A 23,017-nucleotide genomic window follows, 5' to 3' on the forward strand; every position below is an offset into this window, starting at 1 on the left:
TGGAATTAACGAGGAAATAATCCGTAGATACGTTAGGCATCAAGAGAAAGTAGAGCGGCAAGAGCAGGGTCAACTTGCTCTTGAATAAAGGCCCCCTTTTAGGGGGTTAAAACAAAGCCACCTTCTTTAGAAGGTGGATTCTTTACTACACCGTATGACATTTGCGTTATATCGATTACTATGAACGTGCACTCTACAACCATATCCTCTCGTCCCAGCAAGCGAGCTCAATCACGCTGATCCCCTTATTTCGTCTGCATGACAGCCGCTATACCTTGTATTTTGGCCAGAGCGCTCCCGATGAATGGCAGCAGAAACAGCAAGCGTTAGCTCAAAAAGCCCAGATGGAAGCCAAGCTGATGGCGCAAACCTTAGATAGTGTGCAGCCCGGTGAGCAACAACCTGAGTCGGATCATTTCTTTAAGGCATCAAAGAGTGAAGCGGGCCTTAATGGTAATCGCCATTGGCGCCATGCCGAGGATTGGTTTAGCTATCAACTCGATGCCAAAGGTGAACCGCAACCCATATTGCGCTTAACTTACTTTGGTTTGGATGCAGGGCGACGTTTTGACATTTTGATCAACGATAAACGCCTTGCCGAAGTCACTCTGCCTGCCGATAAGGGGCCAACATTTTTAGTGTCGACTACCCTATTCCCGCCGATATGCTTTTGGATAGCACTGTACCCTTCAGGGTGAAATTTGTGGCAAAACCGGGCTCGATTGCTGGCGGTTTATATGAGGTGCGCCTACTAAAAAGTGAGCCAAGCTCGACTCAGTAAGCGAGCATCCCGAGCGCATGTAGGCACTCGGGCTTAAAACACTGATTCAGATAAGGGAAAGTGAAACGCTTTCCCTTGTTTTAATCCCCTAACTCAGAGTTTCTGCGCTTGGCACTACCTAATGTTTGCTGCTGGCCCTATGCGACTCGCCGTAAATAACAACCACTACCCATCAATATTTCAGTCAGCATTTCAGTCAATATTGAGTGGGACCTCGTCGGTAATAGACGAAATAAGCCAATTGAATTGAAAATTTTTGTAGGCAATATCTACCGCCATTGCTGATAAAAACAAGCAACCATCTCTTTGTCATTACAATTTTGAACAAAATAATCGATATCAGCATCGCTTTGATCGCCAAACCAGACGGAGAACAATATTGCCTGCGGGTTTAGCGGGCGCATAGCTTTAACCTCATTGAGCGCCCTGACTAATATGGCGTACAAGGCTTTGAGGTAAGCATCGTATGCCTCTTCGGACTCTAGCGCTTCAGCGTCCTCTTGTAGCAATTGCAGTTTGTCGTTAATCGCCTCACAAATATCTTCATTTTCATCGTGATGTGGAGAGTCGCAGGCCGACCAACGCAGCGTTTGCTTAAGCTCTGCGAGGGATTTATGTCGAAAACGATGATCGTTTTGATATTGCTCTGCGACGGCCATAAGACCTTCCTCAGTGAAAAGCGTGACGCCTAAATATTCCACTAAGGGCGTGCTGTATAGGCAAAAACCGTATACGGTTTCCGCCGGATAGTGTGACACCCACCAATCGTAATATTCTCCTAGTGCCAGAGCGAGTTCCTGAGCTAAGTCTTCCAATCCAGCTTCAATATCCACACTAAGCTTGTCCTTGTTTATCGCCATATCCCTACTCCTCGATCTTGGCAAAATCATCATCACTGAAATTCACTCCCACACTCAGGCAGGACTCCTACCCACAATGTGAATGCTCGGGCAGCAATATAACATCTTTAGGTTCAAAGATTGAATCGCTTAAGTGATTGAAATAGCGATTGGAATAGCTTGTTTTGCGTGCGAGCCTAAACAATCGCGCTTCACCTAAGCAGCAATAGCGCTTCAGTCAGGCATAAAAAAGCGGGGCTGCTGAAGCATGCCCCGCGGTTATCGAATCATTTGTGGTGGTAAATGAATTAGTAGAGGTTGAACAAGGGGCGCCCGCTCTCATCAAATGTCACCACTAACATCCGAGCATGGCGATTGGGATCATAGAGTGGATCTTTAATAATTTGCGCTAATGGACGGGTATCTGTCTTTGGCACCACGCTAGGATCGCCCACTGCATGTTCGTAATCACGGGCATGGTAGACACAGATGGGCGTTACGCCATCTTCTGCCACGGTGAAACTGTTATGACCAGGGCCGAAGATTTGCTTGTCGACATCAGTGCACAGCACTGGCTGGCGGGTTTTCTTCCATGAGTTACGATCGAGCAAATCAGCATGCTCATCGGCCTCCATATAACCCATGCAATAACAAGCACCTGTCGCGCTGGCCGAGAAAGTAATGAAGATTTTCCCCTGATGTTTAAGCACTGCAGGCCCTTCATTAACCCAAAAATCGACTCGTTCCCAATCGTAATCTGGGGTGGTGAGCATAAATTGCGCCGTCTTTAACTTGATGGGCGATGCCATTTCCGCTAAATACAGGTTGGATGCCGCAAATTGACCGCCGGTTTTCTCCGCCCAGCAGAAGTAACGCTTACCGTTGTTTTCAAAAATGGTCGCATCTAAGGAAAAGTCGATAAATGACTTATTATCACCATCTGCCGCCTGCATCATGCCAAGTTCAATCCATTCATCATTCAAGGGATCTTGCCCTTGGCACTCAAGCACATAGGGGCGTAAGGCCCAAATATTTTCTTCTTCGCTGGCCGCAAAGTAGATGTACCATTTGCCGTCGAGATAATGGATCTCGGGCGCCCACACGTGGCGGCTCATCGGGCCGCTTTGGTGTTTAAACCAGATATCGAAGGTTTGGGCGTCTTTCAAGCCGTCTAAGGTCTTGGATTTACGCAGTTCAATCCGATCGTAGGTCGGAACAGAGCCCGTAAAGTAGTAATAACCGTCGCTATGTCGATACACAAAGGGATCGGCGCGCTGCTCGACTAGGGGGCTGTTTGTTGCTCTTATCATGGAAAACCTGTCTATTCGATTAGTTAAGTGTGCAATTTTTCGTGTCTGTTAAACGCATTTCGCTTATTCGCGGGACTGCGTGTCTTGCCGATGCAGGGTTTGGCTATCACTCTGCTGATTATCAAATACTGGGAAACCGTCCGCCGACCAGCGAATGGCGCGGTAGTAAGTGTGTCTATTACCGTCGGTCAATGGTGTCCCCTGCAGCTCAAGGTAATTACGAGCATGGTAAAACATCAGCTCGGTTTTACCATCCTCTGCCAGCACAAAACTATTATGGCCAGGACCAAAACGATTCAAGCTAGGCTCAGTGGTAAAGACTGGACTTGGCGATTTATGCCAACTCTTAGGATCGAGTAAATCGGCATTATCATCGGCCCATAACAGTCCCATGGCATAACGGTCATCCGTGGCACTGGCGGAATAGGTCACGAAGACTTTACCGTTTTTAACCAACACCGCAGCGCCCTCGTTGACTTTAAAGCCTAAACGCTCCCAATCCAATAAGGGCTCGCTGATAATGGTTTCGTTATCAGAGAGTTGAGTTGGTGATAACATTTTGGCAATCACTAAGCCGGTGTTGTAACGCTTGGTTTTGTCCTGCTGCGCCCAAATAAAATAACGCTCGCCCTTGAGGCTAAAGCTGGTCGCATCGAGGGAAAAGGCATCCTGCGCCGACTGTAATTTACCTAGCTCTTGCCATTGGCCCGTCATCGGCGAGTCACCCTCAAGGCCTAAGACAAACATGCGGTTATGAAAACGCACATCCTTATTGCTGGCCGCAAAATAGATATACCAGCGACCATCGATTTTGTGCAGCTCTGGCGCCCAAATATCGATACTCATGGGGCCAGTTTCATGCTTGCGCCACAGGGTTTTAGGCGTTGCTTGGCGTAAACCATCTATGGTTTTGGCGTGGCGAAGTTCGATGCGGTCAAACTCAGGCACAGAGGCAATAAAGTAGTAACTGCCGTCATCATCGCGGATCACCCAAGGATCCGCCCTTCTCTCGATAAAGGGCGCCTTCGCATCGAGGGCTTGCGCCGTGGCGCTGTGGGATTGTGCGCGGCTAATCTCAAGCACAGGCACGGCTTGCGCTAATGGCAGTGCCAATGCGGCGAGTAAGCCACAGGTCAAAGGCAAGCGCCGAAAGACCGACAGGTTAGGTTGACGATTATCCATGTTGTTTTTTGCGTCCATTCAAGAGTTTCTGTAATAGGATGAAAAAGAACAATAAGAGTCCGATAACAATCTTGGTCCACCAACTGCTTAAGCTGCCATCGAAGGTGATATAAGTTTGGATCACCCCCATCAAAATCACTCCAAGTACAGTGCCGAGCACAAATCCACTGCCGCCCGTCAGTAACGTGCCGCCAATGACCACGGCCGCAATGGCATCCAGTTCGACGCCAATGGCGCCAAGCGCATAGCCAGAGAAGGTGTAAAAGGTAAAGACAATGCCCGCCAGCGTTGCCAGAAAGCTACTGATGGCGTAAATACTGATAGTGGTTTTAGCGATGGAAATCCCCATTAGTTCAGCAGAATGTTGATTGCCACCAATGGCATACACATTGGTGCCGAAACGGCTGTAATGCATCACAATGGCGATAATCACAAAAAACAGAATAAAGATCAGTGAGCTTAAATCGAGCGCAGCATTGCCTGGTAGTGCAATGCTTATCTCGGCCACCGCATCGTAAAATGGATGGTCAATGGCAATCGACTCTTCACTGAGCGTCGTCGCTAAGCCCCGCGCAAGGAACATGCCCGCAAGCGTCACGATAAAAGGCTGCAACTTATACACATGGATAATGCTGCCCATGAGTGCGCCAAACAGCGTGCCAAGGGGCAAGATAACCGTAAAGGCCAACAATGGATGCCACTGGTACTCAGTGATCAATAAACTGCTGACAACCCCACTTAAGGCGATGACGGCGCCAACTGAAAGATCAATGCCCCCGGAGATAATCACTAAGGTCATGCCTAATGCGGTGATAAGTAAAAAAGCATTATCACGCAACAGGTTGGTGACTACTCGGCCGCTGGCAAAACCGTCAAACTGAAAGGTGCCGACCAGAAACATCGTCAGCAGCAATGAGGCGGTGATCCACAGCGGGATAAAACGTCTTGCTATCATGGTTTTTCTCCTGTCGCTGTGCTGACTTTTGCACTTGTGCCCTTTTCTGCTGGTTTTGCATCCGCTTGGCGCTTGGATTTGAATAGCGCCGACAATTGGCGCCTAAATTTAGCCGATTGCAACAGCAGCACGGTCAGGATAACGATGGCCTTGATCAGCAAGTTAAATTTAGCGGGTAAACCGCTGACGATAATGGTGGTCGCTAAGGTTTGGATGATCAGCGCGCCGACGACCGACAGAATCAAGGAGAAACGCCCGCCCGTGAGTGCGGCGCCGCCAATAACCACTGCTAATATGGCATCGAGCTCAAGCCACAGTCCGGCATTATTCGCATCTGAACCTTGGATATCGGCGGTGCTGATCATGCCGGCCAATGCCGCGCACAGACCCGCAATGGCATAGGCAAACAGTTTGATGGATTTATCGTTGATCCCAAGGTAACGACTCGCCTTGGCATTACAGCCCACCGCTTCGATAAACAGCCCTAAGGCGGTTTTACGTAGCAGTAATTGGCTAAAGATCAGCATCCCAATCACAATCCACACGGGCATCGGCAGGCCTAAAAACTGGCCCACGCCAATAGCGGCAAAGCCTGGGTGCTGGAAGGTGATAATTTGCCCTTGGTTGATAAGCTGAGCAACACCGCGCCCTGCCACCATCAAAAGCAAGGTTGCGACAATCGGTTGAATGCCTAAGAAACTCACCAGACCGCCATTAATACAACCGGCTAAGAGCCCAATACTCAGGCCTGCAGCAATGACGATGACTAAGCTTAAATCCGGCACTAACAGTAGATTCGCGCAAACGGCGCCCGCAATCGCCATCACGGCACCAACCGACAGGTCAATACCGCCAGTGGCAATCACGAGACTCATACCAATGGAGAGCAGCGCCACGGGTGCACTGCGATTTAAAATATCAATCAAAGAGCCATAGAGTCTGTCGTCTTGATAGCTGATATTAAAGAAACTGCTGTCAATAAACAGATTGGCAAGTAACAGAATACCTAAAGCCAAGAGTGGCCAGAGGTATCGACCAATGGAGGTCGACTTGCCCGCTTGGTAACGGGCATTTTTTTCTTGAACCATGGTTTTGTGGCTTTCCTGCATCCGTTGTCGCTCAGATGAGTTCGACTCAGGCGAAAATGATTCGGTCGATAGGGTTTGGACAGAGTTTTTCATTTATCCCTCCGCAATCGCTTGCATTACGTGTTGCGAGGTTAATTCCGCTCCTGAAAGTTCACGTACTGCGTATCTGTCGCGTAATACCACGACTTTATTTGAAAAGGCCACGAGCTCATCGAGTTCAGACGATGCAACCAGCAACGACATGCCTTCATCACACAAAGTTCTGATAAGCTTGACGATTTCAGCGTGGGCGCCAATATCGATGCCGCGGGTCGGCTCATCTAGCACAAGCAAAATGGGCTCGATGGCTAACCAACGCGCGAGGATCACCTTCTGTTGATTACCGCCACTCAATTGCTCTATGGGTTTATCTGCGTCCGGTGTTGCAATCTGTAATTTATCGATAAAGAACTGGGCAATTTCCTGCTGCCGAGCTTTAGATAAATACCGCCACCACCCGATACGCGCCTGCAGCGCGAGTATGATGTTTTCGCGAATCGATAAAGGGCCGATAATCCCGTCAATCTTGCGATCTTCGGGGCACAGGGCGATCCCAGCGCTGATCGCATCCACGGGTTGTGACAGATTCAATTTCTGCCCCGCCAAATGGATACTGCCGCTATCGACCAAGTCCAGCCCAAATACGGCGTTGCACACTTCGCTGCGCCCAGAGCCTAACAGCCCCGCAAGTCCAACTGCCTGCCCCTTTGGCACGGTGAGATTCATCGATTGGATTGAACCTTTTACCGACACATCTTTGAGGGACAAGAGCACAGCCTCAGCGCGGGTGACGGTGCGCTCCTTTTCCTGTTTATCAACCAATTGCTCCTGCAGAGAACGCCCGAGCATGGCTTCAATCAACTTAGGTTGTGGCAGTTCTGCCGTCAGATATTCGCCGATAAACTGCCCGTTACGTAACACGGTAATGCGATCGCTTATCTGATAAACCTGATCGAGGAAGTGAGTGATAAATACGATAGCCACGCCCTTGGCTTTGAGCTGGTTTAAGATCCCAAACAGCACTTGCACTTCTTTGGCATCTAAGCTCGCGGTAGGCTCATCGAGCACTAATACCTTGGCTGACATGGCTACGCCACGGGCGATGGCGATCAGTTGCTGCACCGCGATGGAATAGTCCGACAGCGGTGCGCTAACATCGATATCCAGCTTGAACTGGGTTAACACGGCCCGCGCGTCGTCATCCATTTTTTTAAAATGGATCAGTCCAAGGCGGCGCGGTTCGTAACCGAGGAACAGGTTTTGTGCCACGGTCAGGTTAGGCACTAAGTTCACCTCTTGGTAAACCGTGCTGATCCCCGCCTTTTGCGCATCCATTGGTGTGTTGAAGTGTTGCGGCTCACCGAGGAAAAGGATGTCGCCCATGTCTTTCGACTGGGCGCCTGTCATCACTTTCACCAGCGTCGATTTACCCGCACCGTTTTCGCCCAATAGGGCGTGAACTTCCCCTGCAAATAACCGTAAGCTCACATCCTCAAGGGCTTTAACGCCCGGATAATGCTTACTGATCTGCTTGAGTTCTAAAATAAGGCTCATAGCGCTATTCCCCAAGAAAGCGTCAATGGGATTATTGCTGGCGGCGCTTTTCGTACTCTGCGGCAGCGGTTTCTTGGGTAAATACATTACCCGTGGTGCTAATTAGCTTGGCTTGATCCTTATTGCCCTTCAGGTACGCATCGATAGCATCGAACGCTGGGCCGCCTAAGTATGGGCTAAGCTCAACCGTGGCATTAACATCGCCATCGGCCATGGCCTTAAAGTAATCGGGAACACCGTCCACTGAGACAATCAGAATATCTTTGCCCGGTTTTAAACCCGCTTCTTTAATGGCTTGTACGGCGCCAAGGGCCATTTCATCGTTATGCGACCACACGGCGCACAGTGGCTGACCGTTTTGCGCCTTAAGGAAACCTTCCATCACTTCTTTACCCTTAGCGCGGGTAAATTCGCCGGTTTGGCTGCGAACGATCTTGGCATTGGGATAATTGGCAATCACTTGGTTAAAACCGGCGGCGCGATCAATCGCTGCGGTTGCACCTACCGTGCCCTGCAACTCGGCGATATCGCAGTTGCCTTGGGTTTTATCCATTAGCCATTGGCCAATCTTGCGGCCTTCTTCGGTAAAGTCGGAGGCGATACGGGTAAGGAATAAGGAGTCATCATCGACCTTGATATTACGGTCAACAATCACCACAGGAATGTGGGCACGTTTGGCTTCTTTGAGTACGGGTTTCCAGCCTGTTTCCACTACGGGCGCGATAATAATGGCATCCACGCCTTGGGCGATAAAGCTACGCACGGCTTTGATTTGGTTCTCTTGTTTTTGCTGAGCGTCGGCAAATTTTAAATCGATGCCACGCTGTTTAGCTTCGGCCTTGACCGCTTCGCTAAAGCTGGTACGCCAACCACTCTCGGAGCCAACCTGTGAAAAGCCCACCGTGGTGGCGTAGGCACAAGTTGCACTGACAGCCCATAATCCCAATGCGGTAATGATTTTATTATGTTTCATTATTATTCCCTTTATAATTTTAGGTAACAGAGATCCCCTAGCCTGCTGTTAACAGCAGGCCAACTCGTACAAATAAATGTTATTTCGCCTTGATTGAATTAAATATTCTTAAACTTATGTACCGTAATTTGTTGATATTGAGTATTTGCCTCAAGCATGACACTCGGGAAATGGTCAATGTTTACCGCATTCGGATAACCGTGGGTTTCTAAACACAGGCCATGGAATTGATTAATGCTATAACCTTCATCATCAATATGGCTGCCATCGAGAAAGTTTCCACTATAAAATTGCACGCCGACTTCAGTGGTACTAATTTCGAGTTCTCGGCCAGAAAGCGGATCTTTTAACACCGCAATAGTCTGCAAACTGTTTTTATTGTCAGGATTTCTATCCATCACAAAATAATGATCATAACCATTAGTTAATTGCTTAATATCCGTGGCAATTAGCTTCGGTTGTTTGAAATCGTAAGCGCCATCGTCGACTAAGGTTAATTCGCCTGTTGGGATCTGTTCATTATCGAGCGCCAGGAAATGGCTGGCTTGAATGGAGAGTTCGTGCCCTAAAATGCCTTGCTGTTTGTTGGAGGCAAGATTCCAGTAAGCATGATTGGTTAAACAGACGGGGGTGGTTTGATCGCAAACGGCTTGATAGTTCAGGGTTAATTCATTGTTTTCATTGAGGCGATACTCGAGCTTAATCGCAAGATTACCCGGAAATCCTTGATCGCCATCGGGGCTGATAATGCTGAAAACCGCCGCCACACTGTCATTGTCCTGCAGTGTCTCAACCTGCCAAGTGCAATGGCTTAATCCTTTAGGTCCGCCGTGAAGTTGATTATTGCCTTCATTGGCGACTAATTGAATTGTTTTACCTGCTAAGGGGAATTGTGCTTTACCAATGCGATTTGCGACACGGCCGGCGGTAATACCAAAATAATACGGATTAGTCGCCCAATCTTTAATATCTTGATAGCCAAGACTTAATGAAATAGGTTGCTCATCTTTGCCATAAAGTTTTACCGACCAAATGCTAGCGCCGTAATTTGATAGAACCACTTCAAGCCCATGGCTATTGGTGAGGGTGACTAATTGTAATTCATCCGCAAATGCGGCATGTTCTACATTTTTTTTAGAGACGGAGAGTTGCATGGTGAGTGCTTTACCTTTTATTTAAAAATAAACTCAGCACTCACCTCATTATTCAATGAACTGAAATTTTATTGTGATATTTAAATCCAACCACCATCGACAATAAAATTTTGTGCGGTGCAGAGTTTGCTATCATCTGCTGCTAAAAATAACGCCATAGCAGCAATATCTTCGGGCATTACATATTCTTTAATACATTGGTTATTTTCGATATGTTTTGCCGTATCTTTATCTACCCAATGTGTGAGTTGACGTTTTGTCATCACCCAACCCGGCGTTAAGGTATTAATCCGGATTTTATCTTTGCCTAAATCGGCGGCTAAGCCTCGAGTTAAGCCCATGACGCCTGCTTTTGAGGCTGTATATCCCGCCATTCCCGCTTGACGATTGTGCCAACTCATCGAGCCAAAATTGATAACAGAACCCCCGCCGAGCCGCTGCATTTGCGGCCTTACCGCTTGTACGGCAAAAAAGTAGTGCCGCAAATTGGTATTTAAGCATTGGTCCCAATATTCTGGCGTGACTTCATCTATGCTATGCCTTTCATCGCACGCGGCATTGTTAATCAATACTGAGATAGGGCCTAAATCGTCTTCAACCTGAGCAATGACGCTTTTAAGCGCAACTACATCGACAAGATCACAGTGATAAAATTTCACACTGGCGTCAGGCTGAGTCTGCTTAAGGCCTGTGACAAGTTGAGTCGACTCCTCAACTAAAATGTCGACAAATGCCACCTTAGCGCCCTGCTCTAAAAAAGACCGTACTAAGCAAGCCCCAATACCCGTACCACCGCCACTGATAAAAATGGTCTTACCTTGTAAACTCGGGTATTGATTAGTCAACTTCATAACTCAACCTTTTATTAAAATAATTATTTGGTTTCATTATAAAAGAAAACGAGTTCATATTTAATGGGAATGTGCGGGTATCTCTGCACCTCGACATCCCACGAGAAAATCAAAATCACATCCCTCATCCGCTTGGAGCACATGGTCTTTAAAGAGCGAGAGATAACCACCATTGATTGGAATGGATTTCACTGTCGCGAGTTTTGCTAGGCGCGCCTGTAACTCTTGGTCACTGATCTCCAGCTGTAACTTTCCTGCAAAAGTATCCAGTTCAATCATGTCACCATTTTGTACTGCGGCGAGCGGCCCAAGGGCTTGTGCTTCTGGCGCAACATGGAGAACAACGGTACCAAAGGCGGTGCCACTCATGCGTGCATCGGAAATCCTTACCATATCTTTAATTCCTTTTTTCAACAGCTTAGGTGGCAATCCCATATTGCCAACCTCAGCCATGCCCGGATATCCTTTAGGGCCACAGTTTTTAAGCACCATAATGCTGTTCTCATCAATATCCAGTTCAGGATCGCCAATGCGGGCGTTGTAATCGTCAAAACTTTCAAACACAACCGCTTTGCCACGGTGTTGCATCAAGAGCGCGCTGGCGGCGGAGGGCTTGATTACTGCGCCGCGAGGCGCGAGATTGCCGCGCAGTACGCGAATGCCACCATTTTCGACCAAGGGATTTTCAAGTGACATAATCACCTCTTGGTTATAACAAGGCGCCTCTTTGACATTGTCCCAGAGGCTAGCAGCATTGACGGTGAGCGTGTTTTTGCTCAGTAAATCATGCTCAAACAGCTGCCTTAATACTGCTGGCAGTCCACCTGCGTAGTAAAAGTCTTCCATTAAGTACTGACCCGAAGGCTTAAGATTCACTATGGTCGGTACTGCGTAACCATGGCGCCAGTCATCGAGTGACAGCTCAACTCCTATCCTGCCGGCAATGGCCTTTAAATGGATAACGGCGTTAGTTGAACCACCAATGGCAGCATTGACTTTGATGGCATTGATAAAAGCATCACGGCTTAAAATTTTACTTAAGGTCAAATCCTCTTTGACCATATCAACAATTCGCATTCCCGACATATGGGCCAACACTTGTCGGCGAGAATCCACCGCAGGAATGGCGGCATTGTGTGGCAAACTCACGCCGAGGGTTTCCACCATACAGGCCATAGTCGATGCAGTACCCATAGTGTTACAGGTGCCCGTTGAGCGTGACATATCCGCTTCGGCATTCATAAATGCGGCGAGGCTGATGTTGCCTGCTTTATATTCTTGATGCAGTTCCCACACGAGTGTGCCCGAACCGACATCCTTGCCCTTATGCTTACCATTGAGCATGGGCCCACCCGTGACGACTATCGTCGGTAAATCACAACTGGCCGCGCCCATCAATAAAGCCGGAGTCGTTTTATCGCAGCCTACTAACAGGACAACACCGTCGATGGGATTGCCACGAATGGCTTCTTCCGTGTCCATAGCCGCAAGGTTACGCGTTAACATGGCGCTAGGGCGCAAATTGGACTCGCCATTTGAAAACACGGGGAACTCCACCGGAATGCCACCCGCTTCCCGAATACCATTCTTTACTCTTTGCGCCAGTTCCCGCAGGTGACCATTGCAGGGAGTCAATTCTGACCAGGTATTGCAAATACCAATCACAGGCTTATTTTGAAAGTGATGCTCTGGTATGCCTTGGTTTTTCATCCAACTGCGGTACATAAAACCATTTTTATCATCACTACCAAACCAACTAGCCGAACGAAGTGTTTTCGGTTTTTTATTATTCATATGACACCTTCGTTTTCCAAGGCACATGCCCTGCCCGACATATTCAATTAGCCGCATTACAGTCGACTATCAGAGAGTTGGTGCACCTTTATGCCCTGAGTTAACAATTTGTACTTTAATATTGCTAGCACGTAAAAGTATTGGTATTACTATAATACTAAAATATCAAAAAACAATAGAGGAAGTATGAAAAAGGCATTTTCTAGTATTTGTGTGAGTGCTTGTTTGGCATTGATCACCACGGCCAGTACAGCGGCAATTGCTGCTAACCCTTTGTTTACGGATGTATTCACCGCCGATCCTGCCGCTATAGTGCACCAAGATACTGTCTATCTTTATACTGGCCATGATGTTGCAAAGGACAATCGTACCTTCTTTGAAATGCATGATTGGCTCGTTTTTAGCTCTAAGGATATGCACAATTGGACGGCCCATGGCAGCAAGTTATCGGTGAAAGACTTCAGCTGGGCCAAAGGAGATGCATGGGCCAGCCATGTGATCGAAAAAGAAGGTAAGTTTTACTGGTATGTAACGGCAAGACACAACAAAATCAATGGTTTTGCTATTGGTGTCGCGGTTGCCGATAGTCCACTCGGCCCCTTCAAGGATGCCCGCGGCAACGCCCTTATCACTAATGATATGACCACAGATACCGAGATTGATTGGGATGATATCGATCCTGCTGTCTTTATCGATGATGACAAGCAAGCCTATCTGTTTTGGGGCAACACTAAGCCAAGATTTGCCAAGTTAAAAGCCAACATGATTGAACTCGATGGCCCAATTCACTCGATTGATATTCCAAACTTTACCGAAGCACTCTGGGTACATAAAAAAGATAAAACCTATTATCTTTCATACGCTTCAGGCTTCCCTGAAAAAATTGCCTATGCGACCAGTGATAGCATTCAGGGGCCGTGGAAGTACCAAGGTATCTTAAATGAAGTGGCGGGTAACTCGCCGACAAACCATCAAGCAATCATTGAATTTAAAGGTAAATCCTACTTTATCTATCATACCGGCGCCTCGCAGGATGGCGGCGGTGAGTTTAGACGTTCCGTCGCAATTGACCCGCTGCATTACAATGCCGATGGCACCCTACAGCGTATTCATATGACAAGCGAAGGCATCAACGAGCCACAGTAATCCTATTTTTTACTTTAGAGCGAGTAAAAAAGGTGAACCTAAGTTCACCTTTTATATTTGCAGTAAAGCGGCGTTAAAAATTGAAGCAAGCCGTTATTTACGCACGATATTTTTATGCACAGTATCTTGAGACGTCGAGAGTAATTTATTCATCTCGGCTTTCGCGCCTTCACTGTCACCTGCGGCAATCGCAGTATAAATGGCCTTGTGGCCAGGAAGGGATTGGATAAAGTCATCCTGAATTGTGCTACTGAGTCTAAAGATTTCGAGCAGCGCAGATTGAATCGACACGCCGAGAGACACCATAAACTCGTTATTGGTCGCATCTAAAATCGCCATATGGAAATCGATATCCGAGGTATACACTTCATCCGTACCTAATTCGGCCGCTTCCATCTTGGCATAAGCAGCCGCAATCACCTCAAGCTGCTCTGGGGTGCGTTTCTTGGCAGCCAGTTCCGCCGCAGCAGGTTCAAATACGGCACGAATTTCATAGAGCGAAGTATAAAACTCGGGTGAAGGTTTCGATTGGGAAAACCAGTTTAAGATCACCGGATCAAACATATTCCAGTGGCGACGCTCACGAATTCGAGTGCCAAGCTTAGGGCGAGACTCGATAAGCCCTTTTGCTGTGAGCACCTTAAAGGCTTCCCTTAAGGAGGTGCGTGATACTTCCAGCTCTTCACAGATAGCATTTTCATTAGGGATATATTCACCTGGCGCATAAAAGCCGCCCACAATGCGGGAACCTAATTCGCTTGCCACCCAGTTATGGATATTCTGCGGACGGTTATTTGCCTGATTTGCCATAGTGCCCTCTTTAACTCTCTATCTCTGTGCTCAATCCAATCAGCTGGATAAGGTACATAACGCTGATAAACAAATGTTATGATACTACCTTTCATGATAAAGGTAATAAAAATTTTGTTAACGTTAAGAATTTATGGGAATTTCCTTAAACTCATTGTCCCTACCTTACCCCAAACTTTTACATTGTAAAGCCTAATTTTGCGTTTTAGCCAGTGATTGGACAAGCTCGCAACGGCTATTGAGCGCTTAGAAAATAGTCATTTTCAATCTGTAATTCAGCATGCACATCGACCACAAACATCCCCGCCGCTTCGGCGGCTTGGATGCCCGCCTTCGCATCTTCAAATACGATGCAGCGCTCTGGCGCTATGCCCATCAGCTCGGCGCAGCGTAAAAAAGTATCAGGCGCAGGTTTGGGTGACGCGACTTGGTCAGCCCCCACCACATAATCGACTAATTCCAGTAACCCACACAGGGTTAAGATTTGAATGGCTTCCTCTGTGTAGGCGCCTGTGCCGACCGCCATTGGGCGTTTGCCCTGATTCTGCTTGGCAAATTCGGCTAATGCCGTCGGTTTGACATATAAATGCATAGTGTCACGCACTAGGGCTTCTTTATACTCGTTCATGGCTTCGCAACTGGCCGTTGGTGTGACGCCAAAATGCGCAATCAGGATCTCTAAGGTGCCTATGGTGGGCACGCCCGCCAACGAGCGCATCAAGGCTGGCTCAATCGGGATCCCAAAGTGATTCAAGGTTTGTCGCCATGCTTGCTCATGCAACTGACCGCTGTCGACTAAGGTGCCATCCATATCGAAAATAATGCCGTCAAATTCTGTATACATCTGTGTTAACCCTATGAAATGAATGGTTCCAGAAAAATGAAAGCCGCCCGAAGGCGGCTTTGTTCCTGCGCAACAATTATAACCCTCTTGCTAAACCGTAATAAACGGAATTTTGGCGAAGCTCATTCTTAAACTCGCGGATCTTAGTGTCGCCATCGATGATAACCAGTTCAGCACCGGCCATTTCAGCAAAGTCGACAATCTGATCCGTCGTGATGGCTTGGCTATAAGCTGAGTGGTGAGCACCACCGGCGTGGATCCAAGCTGCGGCGGCAACCGCTAAATTCGGACGAGGCTCCCACAGCGCAGACGCGACAGGCAGATTTGGCAGATCCTGTGGTGGTGTCACTGTATCTAACTCATTGAGAATGATACGGAAACGGTTGCCTAAATCGATAGTCGATACGTTGATTGCTTGGCCCGCTTTACCAGTGAATAACAGACGTGGCACGTCACAACGCACACCAATGGTATGGCGGTGAACTTCTAAACGCGGTTTTGCCGCGGCAATCGAGGGGCAGACTTCTAACATGTGGGCGCCAAGAACTTGATCAGTCGCCCCAAAGTTATAGGTGTAGTCTTCCATAAATGAAGTACCACCGGCACGGCCTTGACCCATGACCTTCATAATGCGCACCATGGCAGCCGTTTTCCAGTCACCTTCGCCGCCGTAACCGAAACCGTTCGCCATCAGACGTTGGGTAGCGAGTCCCGGTAATCCTGTCATACCGGTGAGGTTTTCGAAGCAGTTGGTGAAGGCACCAAATCCACCTTGGGTTAAGAATTGGGTTAAGCCGAGTTCAATCTTGGCTTCTTTTCTTAAACGGTCTAATTGGTATTCATCGCCAAATAGCTCGTTACCCACTTGGTATTCGCTGGCGTAACGATCGAGCTGTGCGGTTACATCGCCTTCGGCAATGGCTGCAATCGCTTCATTAAGTTCACCTAAGCTATAGGCGTGCACTTCGTAACCGAATTGAATTTGTGCGGCAACTTTGTCGCCTTCAGTCACTGCCACTTGACGCATGTTGTCGCCAAAGCGGGCGATACGCAGGTTTTGGCTCTCGTGCCAACCCGCTGCTGCGCGGCACCAATCATCGATTTGTGCCTGTACATCGCTCGATTGCCAGTGACCCACAACCACTTTGCGCTCTTTACGCATACGAGTGCCGATAAAACCAAATTCGCGGCAACCGTGGGCACTTTGGTGGGTGTTCATATAGTTCATATTGATTTCGCTCCAAGGGAGCTCGGCATTGAACTGGGTATGTAAATGCATGAATGGCTTGCTTAATTCATTCAGGCCAGCAATCCACATCTTGGCGGGAGAGAAAGTGTGCATCCACAGAATAACGCCAACACAGTTTTCATCGCTGTTGGCCGCTTGGCATACGGCATGAATTTCCCGTGGGGATTTTACGGTTGGCTTATACACCACGTCGATTGAAATGGCGGATGATTCATTAAAGCCATGAACAATTTGCTCACTGTTTTTAGCGACTTGCTCTAATACTTTCGGGCCGTATAAATCCTGCGAACCCGTGATAAACCACACTTGTTTTTGTTTGAAGGCTTTCATATTACTCTCTCTAGTTTGAAATAAGACCCGACTGGCAATTACTTGCTTTGGCCGTAATAAGCGTCTTTTCCATGCTTACGCAAATAATGCTTATCAATAAGCTCTTGTTTTAACTGACTGATACCTGGTGATAAGGTTTTGGTGAGATACGCCATCCGAGCGATTTCTTCGAGCAACACGGCGTGGTACACAGATTTAGCCGCATTCGCGCCCCAAGTGAACGGCGCGTGGCCTGCCACTATCACCATGGGCGACTCGTTGGGATCTCGGTCGGCAAAACAATCGAGGATCTGCACGCCGGTTTCTTCTTCGTAGTCGCGGCTTATCTGATCATTGCGCATCACTGCTGTGCATGGAATTTCACCGTACACATAATCGGCCTGTGTCGTGCCTAAGCAGGGAATCGCGATCTGCGCCTGCGCCCACGCGGTGGCATAGGTTGAATGGGTATGGGTAATGCCACCAATACTCTGCCACTGACGATACAAATAGGTGTGCGTCTTAGTATCCGATGAAGGACGCATGCTCCCTTCGACGATTTGATTCTCAAGGTCAACAATCACAATGTCTTCAACCTTCAAATCTTCATAGGGCACGCCGCTGGGCTTGATACCAATAACGCCGAGTTGGCGGTCAATTTGTGAAACGTTGCCAAAGGTGTAAGTCACCAGTTTGCGTTTCTCAAGCTCCATGTTGGCTTCGTAGACTTCGCGTTTTAGCTCTAAAAAAGACATCTTATTTTGCTCCATCAACATAGTGGCCAAGGGCTAAGTACGCTTGATAAAGCGCTTGATATTTCTGTGCGTTTTCAGGATTCGGTTGATAGGTTTTCGCAACGCTTGAGGCCATCGCGGCTTGGGCACTCAACACATCGGGATAAACCCCGGCTGCGGTTGCGGCATAAATGGCGGCGCCGAGGGCACAGCTTTGCTCGCTCTCGAGTACGTCGATGTTGCAATTCCACACATCGGCGCAGGTTTGCATAATGAAGTCGGATTTTTTCGAGATCCCACCAATGGTGACCACATGGTCAATGCAAACGCCTTCTTGTTTGAAGCGCTCGATAATGGCCCGTGCGCCATAGGCGCTGGCTTCCACTAAGGCTTTGAAGACTTGCGGTGCTTGGCTGCCCATGGTTAAGCCTGTGATAGCCATGGAAACAGATTGGTCGGCATCGGGCGTGCGACGTCCATTAATCCAATCCAGCGCGACAATACCCGTCTCGCCAACGGGGAGTTTCGCGGCCGCATTGCCCAGCACGGTTAAGGTTTCGGACTCTAATTGCAGAATAAGTTTGGCTCTGGTGTCGTCACCAAACAGCGCTGAAGTGTCGAGCTGTTGCATTGGCCATGCGGTGAGATCCCTAAACCAAGCGTAGAGATCGCCAAAGGCGGACTGACCCGCTTCAAGGCCAATCATGCCGGGCAATACCGAACCATCGACCTGACCGCAAATCCCTTTGATACAACGCTCTCCAATATCTTCATAACTGGCGACGGTAATGTCGCAGGTAGAGGTGCCCATCACCTTGGTTAAGACGCCGGGCTTAACATTGGCACCAACGGCGCCCGCATGGCAGTCGAATGAGCCAAATGAGACGATAACCTCGGTCGATAGTCCTAAATGCTGCGCCCACTCTGGTGTTAGCTGGCCACAAACCGTGTCGGATGTGCAGGTTTCAAGGGGTAATTTGTCTCTTAAACCATCGAGTAAGGGGTCGATGCCAACGAAAAAGTCATTAGGTGGATAACCATTCCATGACTCGTGCCACATCACTTTATGGCCGGCGGCGCAGCGCCCTGCTTTAAAGACTTTTGGATGTGTGGTGCCCGTCATTAAGGCGGTGATCCAATCACAGTGCTCGACCCAGCTATAGGCGGCTTGTCTGACTTCTGTGTCGTGGCGCAGTACGAATAGCGCTTTGGCCCAAAACCATTCGGAGGAGTAAATTCCCCCTTCATATTTCAGGTAATTTTCGCTTGCATTGTTTGCTGCAGCGGTAATTTGCTGAGCTTCGAGGATGGCGCTGTGATCTTTCCAAAGCAAAAACATGGCATTGGGGTTATTCGCAAACTCTGGTTTTAAGGCTAAGGCAACGCCAGATTCGTCGACGGCAATGGGAGTTGAACCTGTGGTATCAACACTCAACCCGCAGACTCTTTGCGCGGCGCCACTGGGGGCTTTTGCCCATAATCCTTGCACTACCTCGATAAGACTTTCGATGTAATCGAGGGGATGTTGTCTAAATTGATTCTTCGCGGGCTCACAAAACAGCCCCTTCTTCCAACGTGGGTAGTACACCACATTGGTTGCTACTTCTGCGCCCGTTTGGGTATCCACCAATAACGCGCGTACTGAATCAGAGCCGTAATCAAGCCCTAACGCGTAAGCCCCTAAAACATTCGACATTTGCATCCCCATTCATTTTGTCTGCGTCCTATTCGGTTTACGCAGGTAGAGTGAATATCATTTCATACTACAATATTACTACGAGTTAATAGTAATACAATATGATTTTAGTTGTTGGGTGATAAAATTTTTAACATTAAGGCTGAGCATGTAACGATTAGGTGAGGAAGAGTGTGGAAAACTAAGCTGCGCTTAGCTTGACTCAAACGGTAAGAAGTCGAATAATGGCGCCAGGTTGCAGAGACACCTATCCGCAGAAGATGACATCACTCTGACTCATATCTCGATGTACGCATCACATGTATGACACAACAATTGATTAGGTTTGGCTTAGCGGAGATGCCAATAAAACTTAGGAGAATTGTTTGTGATACAACAAATTACCCCAGCACCACGCGCCTTAACCGAAGTCAAAATCCACGCTAAAAAGCGCCTTAAAGCCTGCCACGCTGGTGATGCAATGGCGCTGGATAAATTCGCCCCCTTGATGAATAAGCAAGGTTTTACGCAGCAGGATATTCAGCTTAAACATTGCCAAAGCCTATTGGCTCGTGAAATCGGTTTTACTGATTTTAATCACTGTCAAAGAGTGTTATCTGGGCAAGCACACATCGGTGAAGACTTAGGTACCCTATTCCATAGCAGGCGCTGCGATACCTTGCTCAATCACTGGTTCAGCGGTTTTGATGAGGCACTGGCTTTTTTACAGCAATCACCACAGATGGTGTTGTTGCCCTACAAAAAGCAGTTCTTTGTGGTCAACGGCCCTGACTATCTTGACGCTCAGGGGCTTAAATTGAGTGACCCCGCCTGCATCTACAGTACATGGGTGGGGAATGAAACGGTTCCTGCCTATGAAGCTTTTGCGCTAAGTCTTATCAGGCATAAACTCACTTAGCCTAGCCTTACTTAACCTAAGCTGCTTTGCTATTTGAAAATCCTAGCTAATGGGAAATTAAATCTATTGCGAAAGAAAAAGGCCGCTAAGTCATCAGCGGCCTTTTTGACTGAATTTGGTGGTGGAACTGCGGTTAGCGTTAGGAACCCTAGGGTTCAACTCCCGAAATTCCAAAAATAAAAAAGCCATCATTGCTGATGGCTTTTCCGTAGAATATGGCGGAGGAGCAGGGATTTGAACCCTGGGTGGGCTATAAACCCACGCCGGTTTTCAAGACCGGTGCATTAAACCACTCTGCCACCCCTCCGAACGATGCGCATAATATAAGTTAGTTTACTGACTGTAAAGCACTAACTGATAATTTTGCGCTAACTGCTCGTATTACATTCAATCTGCTTGATTTTGCTTCTTATCCACATTGATCCCAAGGCGAGCTGGATCCGGCGCAGTAAAGTGTTTGGCAAAATCGGCCCATGTTTGTTCGGTTTTTAACAGGTAACCCAAGATCACCACTAATGAACAGCTCAAAATGGCCCAACCTATGGCAACTTCTCCTGAGCTTGCCCAGAGCGCGACTAAGCTTGAGGCGCCAAAGGCGATAGTGATTTGCAAAAAGTTCTGTAATCCTGCCGCTTTAGCCGCATTTTGGGTAAATTGTTGCAAGGCGCTGTTCACGACGATGGGATAAATCGCCCCGTTCGCCGCTGCAAGTATCGAGAACGAAATCAGCAGTGGGAAAATAGTTTCCATCTTCATTAATAAGGTGAAAAATACAATTGAGATAACACAGAGTCCAAACATGGCCAGTAATACGTTGAGTGTACGGTCGGCACCAATACGTTTTATCAATAACTTACTCGCGTATCCGCCCACAATAAACATGATGGTTTGCGGAATAAAGCTAAGGCCAATTTCGGTTGCTTGATAGCCATGCTGCTCCATCACAATCGGCCATACCGTCAAGTAGGCAAAGAACGCACCTGAACACGCACCAAAAATCACTACGTTACCTAAATAACGGGTATTTTTCAAAATCTGCTTGTAGGAAACTGCGCTTGGCTTAGCATCCTGATGCGCTGCATGGCTCGGCACGAAGTATAAGGTCATCAGCACCAATAAAAAGGCAATCACACACAATGAGATAAAGATTGCACGCCATCCAAAATCGTTCAGAATATAAGCACCAAGGATTGGGGCTAATGCGGGTGACAATGCTACTAACGGCATAATATTGCTGAAGATCCCCTGAGCTTTTTCGGCATCATACTGTTCGACCACAATCGCTTGCCAAATAACGCCAGCACTACAGGCGCCAATGGCTTGGAAGAATCGAGCGATGTTCAACATCAGTATCGAGTCGCTATTGGCAATTGCAACACTGGACGCGGCAAAAATGCCAAGGCCGAGGATCAGGGCATAACGTTTGCCGAGTTTACTGACCAAAGGGCCATAAATCAGCTGCCCTAAGGCTAAACCAGCCAAGAAACAGGTGAGCGACATCGCCACTTGTGAAGGTGAAGAATTGAACGAACTTTCAATTGCTTTGAAAGCAGGTAAATACATGTCTGTGGCAATAAAGCCTAACATGCTTAACAAGGCCAAATAGAATAAGAATATAAAAAACTTCATATTTACAAAGATATTACTAGATGTTTTCATAAAATAATCATGTCAAAAGACTTAAGGCGTGCAGTCTAAATACTTGTTAATTTGATTGGAAACGTTTATTTTTGACAGATGCTATCAATTATTTTCATCACAATGGATGTCAGCTATGCTCTCGGAACAAGCGTTAGAACTCATTGATATCGTGGCCCGGGTGGGGAGTTTTACGGCGGCAGCCAATCGACTGCACAAGGTCCCTTCAGCGGTCAGTTATGCCGTTAAGCAAATCGAAGAAGAACTCGGTGTTGTGTTATTTGAGCGCCACCACCGCAGCGTGACCTTAACCCCTGCGGGAGAGCATTTTGTTAAGCAAGCCAGAAACTTGCTGACTCAAATGGATGAGATGAAACGTGGCACTCAACGTGTGGCAAATGGTTGGCAACCCACACTGTCTATCGCCTTAGATAACATAGTCCGCGCCGACAGAATTAGCGTATTAATCGCCGACTTTTACCGTCATTTCCACGATATTGAGCTTATCATCCGCATAGAGGTCTTTAACGGGGTGTGGGAGGCGCTTGCGACCGGTCGAAGTGATATCGCCATTGGTGCAACCACCGCCATTCCCGTAGGTGGCGTATACCAATATAAAGACATGGGCGATATTCAATGGGCGTTTTTGGTGAGTAAAAACCATCCCTTAGCCAATATTGACCGACCTTTAACCGACGATGAATTGCGCCCCTTCCCCTCCATCTGTTTGGAAGATACTTCGCGGGAAATTCCGAAACGCATGACCTGGTTATTGGAGAATCAGCGCAGACTCGTGGTGCCGGATTGGATCCGCGCGATTAACTGTTTTAGAGAGGGCCTCGGCATTGGCTATATGCCAGTTCATTTGGCCAGCGTCTTTATCAAAGCTGGCGCCTTGGTCGAAAAACAGCTTGAAAATCCTAAGCTGACCAGCCCCTGCTGTCTGGCTTGGAATGCCGACAAAATGTCGCCCGCCCTGGCCTGGGTGCTGGATTATTTAGGCGATACCGATAAATTACACCGTGAATGGCTGGCGTAATATTGCCGTATGATCACAGGATTAAGCTTGTTTTAAAGTCTTTGTGTTGCACTGTTGTAACGAAATACGGCTGAATCATCAGACAACACAGAAAAATCAGCCTTTACAACTTGTTATTTGTGGCGTGAATCCTT

The 23,017-nt window shown here is 47.8% G+C and carries 20 protein-coding genes, 1 tRNA gene and 1 pseudogene; 5 read left to right on the forward strand and 17 right to left on the reverse strand.

Annotated features, from left to right (window positions below):
* Together IEY09_RS06205 and IEY09_RS06210 are read left to right on the forward strand one after the other, a co-directional pair.
* Positions 1-88 (forward strand): annotated as a pseudogene (locus IEY09_RS06205) (IS200/IS605 family transposase); the annotation flags it as partial.
* A 73-nt stretch (positions 89-161) separates the two neighbouring features.
* Positions 162-698: a DUF6805 domain-containing protein gene (locus tag IEY09_RS06210; RefSeq protein WP_229777726.1), complete on the forward strand. Its 537-nt coding sequence runs from the start codon at positions 162-164 to the stop codon at positions 696-698.
* A gap of 352 nt (positions 699-1,050) precedes the next feature.
* Here the strand turns inward: IEY09_RS06210 and IEY09_RS06215 are convergent, their stop codons facing one another.
* From IEY09_RS06215 to IEY09_RS06260, 10 genes are all read right to left on the reverse strand, one after another.
* Positions 1,051-1,641, reverse strand: coding sequence for a DUF4303 domain-containing protein (locus tag IEY09_RS06215; RefSeq protein WP_188870302.1), 591 nt, complete (start codon positions 1,639-1,641; stop codon positions 1,051-1,053).
* A 287-nt stretch (positions 1,642-1,928) separates the two neighbouring features.
* Entirely contained in the window at positions 1,929-2,930 is a 1,002-nt protein-coding gene (locus IEY09_RS06220; RefSeq protein WP_069454955.1) for a family 43 glycosylhydrolase, read from the reverse strand.
* A 63-nt stretch (positions 2,931-2,993) separates the two neighbouring features.
* Complete coding sequence (locus IEY09_RS06225) at positions 2,994-4,130, reverse strand: glycoside hydrolase family 43 protein (RefSeq protein WP_188870304.1); 1,137 nt, start codon at positions 4,128-4,130, stop codon at positions 2,994-2,996.
* Entirely contained in the window at positions 4,105-5,067 is a 963-nt protein-coding gene (yjfF, locus tag IEY09_RS06230) for a galactofuranose ABC transporter, permease protein YjfF (RefSeq protein ID WP_140907327.1), read from the reverse strand. Before yjfF ends, IEY09_RS06225 begins: the two co-directional genes overlap by 26 nt.
* Entirely contained in the window at positions 5,064-6,248 is a 1,185-nt protein-coding gene (locus IEY09_RS06235; protein ID WP_140907326.1) for an ABC transporter permease, read from the reverse strand. Before IEY09_RS06235 ends, yjfF begins: the two co-directional genes overlap by 4 nt.
* Positions 6,249-7,748, reverse strand: a complete 1,500-nt coding sequence (locus IEY09_RS06240; protein WP_188870306.1) for a sugar ABC transporter ATP-binding protein — start codon at positions 7,746-7,748, stop codon at positions 6,249-6,251. It abuts the gene before it with no gap.
* 31 nt (positions 7,749-7,779) lie between these two features.
* A complete protein-coding gene (locus IEY09_RS06245) occupies positions 7,780-8,721 on the reverse strand; it encodes an ABC transporter substrate-binding protein (RefSeq protein WP_188870308.1) in 942 nt (313 codons plus the stop codon).
* A 98-nt stretch (positions 8,722-8,819) separates the two neighbouring features.
* Entirely contained in the window at positions 8,820-9,875 is a 1,056-nt protein-coding gene (locus tag IEY09_RS06250) for an aldose epimerase family protein (RefSeq protein WP_188870310.1), read from the reverse strand.
* Positions 9,876-9,955: 80 nt separating this feature from the next.
* Positions 9,956-10,726 carry an SDR family NAD(P)-dependent oxidoreductase gene (locus tag IEY09_RS06255; RefSeq protein WP_140907324.1) on the reverse strand — a complete coding sequence of 257 codons (771 nt, stop codon included), beginning with the start codon at positions 10,724-10,726 and terminating at the stop codon, positions 9,956-9,958.
* 60 nt (positions 10,727-10,786) lie between these two features.
* Entirely contained in the window at positions 10,787-12,520 is a 1,734-nt protein-coding gene (locus tag IEY09_RS06260) for an IlvD/Edd family dehydratase (RefSeq protein ID WP_188870312.1), read from the reverse strand.
* 186 nt (positions 12,521-12,706) lie between these two features.
* On the opposite strand from IEY09_RS06260, the gene IEY09_RS06265 reads away from it, so the two are divergent.
* On the forward strand, positions 12,707-13,666 hold the full coding sequence (locus IEY09_RS06265; protein ID WP_144346535.1) for a glycoside hydrolase family 43 protein: 960 nt from the start codon (positions 12,707-12,709) through the stop codon (positions 13,664-13,666).
* A 93-nt stretch (positions 13,667-13,759) separates the two neighbouring features.
* Here IEY09_RS06265 and IEY09_RS06270 read toward each other — a convergent pair whose 3' ends face one another.
* The 5 genes from IEY09_RS06270 to IEY09_RS06290 all read right to left on the reverse strand — a co-directional run bounded on the left by IEY09_RS06270 (position 13,760) and on the right by IEY09_RS06290 (position 19,308).
* A complete protein-coding gene (locus IEY09_RS06270) occupies positions 13,760-14,476 on the reverse strand; it encodes a FadR/GntR family transcriptional regulator (protein WP_037418975.1) in 717 nt (238 codons plus the stop codon).
* 235 nt (positions 14,477-14,711) lie between these two features.
* Positions 14,712-15,320: an HAD family hydrolase gene (locus IEY09_RS06275; RefSeq protein ID WP_188870314.1), complete on the reverse strand. Its 609-nt coding sequence runs from the start codon at positions 15,318-15,320 to the stop codon at positions 14,712-14,714.
* 76 nt (positions 15,321-15,396) lie between these two features.
* Entirely contained in the window at positions 15,397-16,899 is a 1,503-nt protein-coding gene (araA, locus tag IEY09_RS06280; RefSeq protein WP_188870316.1) for an L-arabinose isomerase, read from the reverse strand.
* A 38-nt stretch (positions 16,900-16,937) separates the two neighbouring features.
* Positions 16,938-17,633, reverse strand: coding sequence for an L-ribulose-5-phosphate 4-epimerase (locus tag IEY09_RS06285; RefSeq protein WP_144374637.1), 696 nt, complete (start codon positions 17,631-17,633; stop codon positions 16,938-16,940).
* A 1-nt stretch (position 17,634) separates the two neighbouring features.
* A complete protein-coding gene (locus IEY09_RS06290) occupies positions 17,635-19,308 on the reverse strand; it encodes a ribulokinase (protein ID WP_188870318.1) in 1,674 nt (557 codons plus the stop codon).
* 367 nt (positions 19,309-19,675) lie between these two features.
* On the opposite strand from IEY09_RS06290, the gene IEY09_RS06295 reads away from it, so the two are divergent.
* Complete coding sequence (locus IEY09_RS06295) at positions 19,676-20,206, forward strand: hypothetical protein (RefSeq protein WP_188870320.1); 531 nt, start codon at positions 19,676-19,678, stop codon at positions 20,204-20,206.
* 216 nt (positions 20,207-20,422) lie between these two features.
* Here the strand turns inward: IEY09_RS06295 and IEY09_RS06300 are convergent.
* Together IEY09_RS06300 and punC are read right to left on the reverse strand one after the other, a co-directional pair.
* Positions 20,423-20,513, reverse strand: a tRNA-Ser gene (locus tag IEY09_RS06300).
* Positions 20,514-20,593: 80 nt separating this feature from the next.
* The gene (gene punC / locus IEY09_RS06305; protein ID WP_037418960.1) at positions 20,594-21,865 is read right to left on the reverse strand and encodes a purine nucleoside transporter PunC; all 1,272 of its coding nucleotides are present in this window, start codon (positions 21,863-21,865) and stop codon (positions 20,594-20,596) included.
* A 115-nt stretch (positions 21,866-21,980) separates the two neighbouring features.
* Between punC and punR the strand changes: the two genes are divergently transcribed.
* Positions 21,981-22,883, forward strand: a complete 903-nt coding sequence (gene punR / locus IEY09_RS06310; protein ID WP_037418958.1) for a DNA-binding transcriptional activator PunR — start codon at positions 21,981-21,983, stop codon at positions 22,881-22,883.
* The last annotated feature ends 134 nt before the right edge of the window (positions 22,884-23,017 follow it).

This window comes from Shewanella xiamenensis (assembly GCF_014647135.1).
GTDB classification, from domain to species: domain Bacteria; phylum Pseudomonadota; class Gammaproteobacteria; order Enterobacterales; family Shewanellaceae; genus Shewanella; species Shewanella xiamenensis.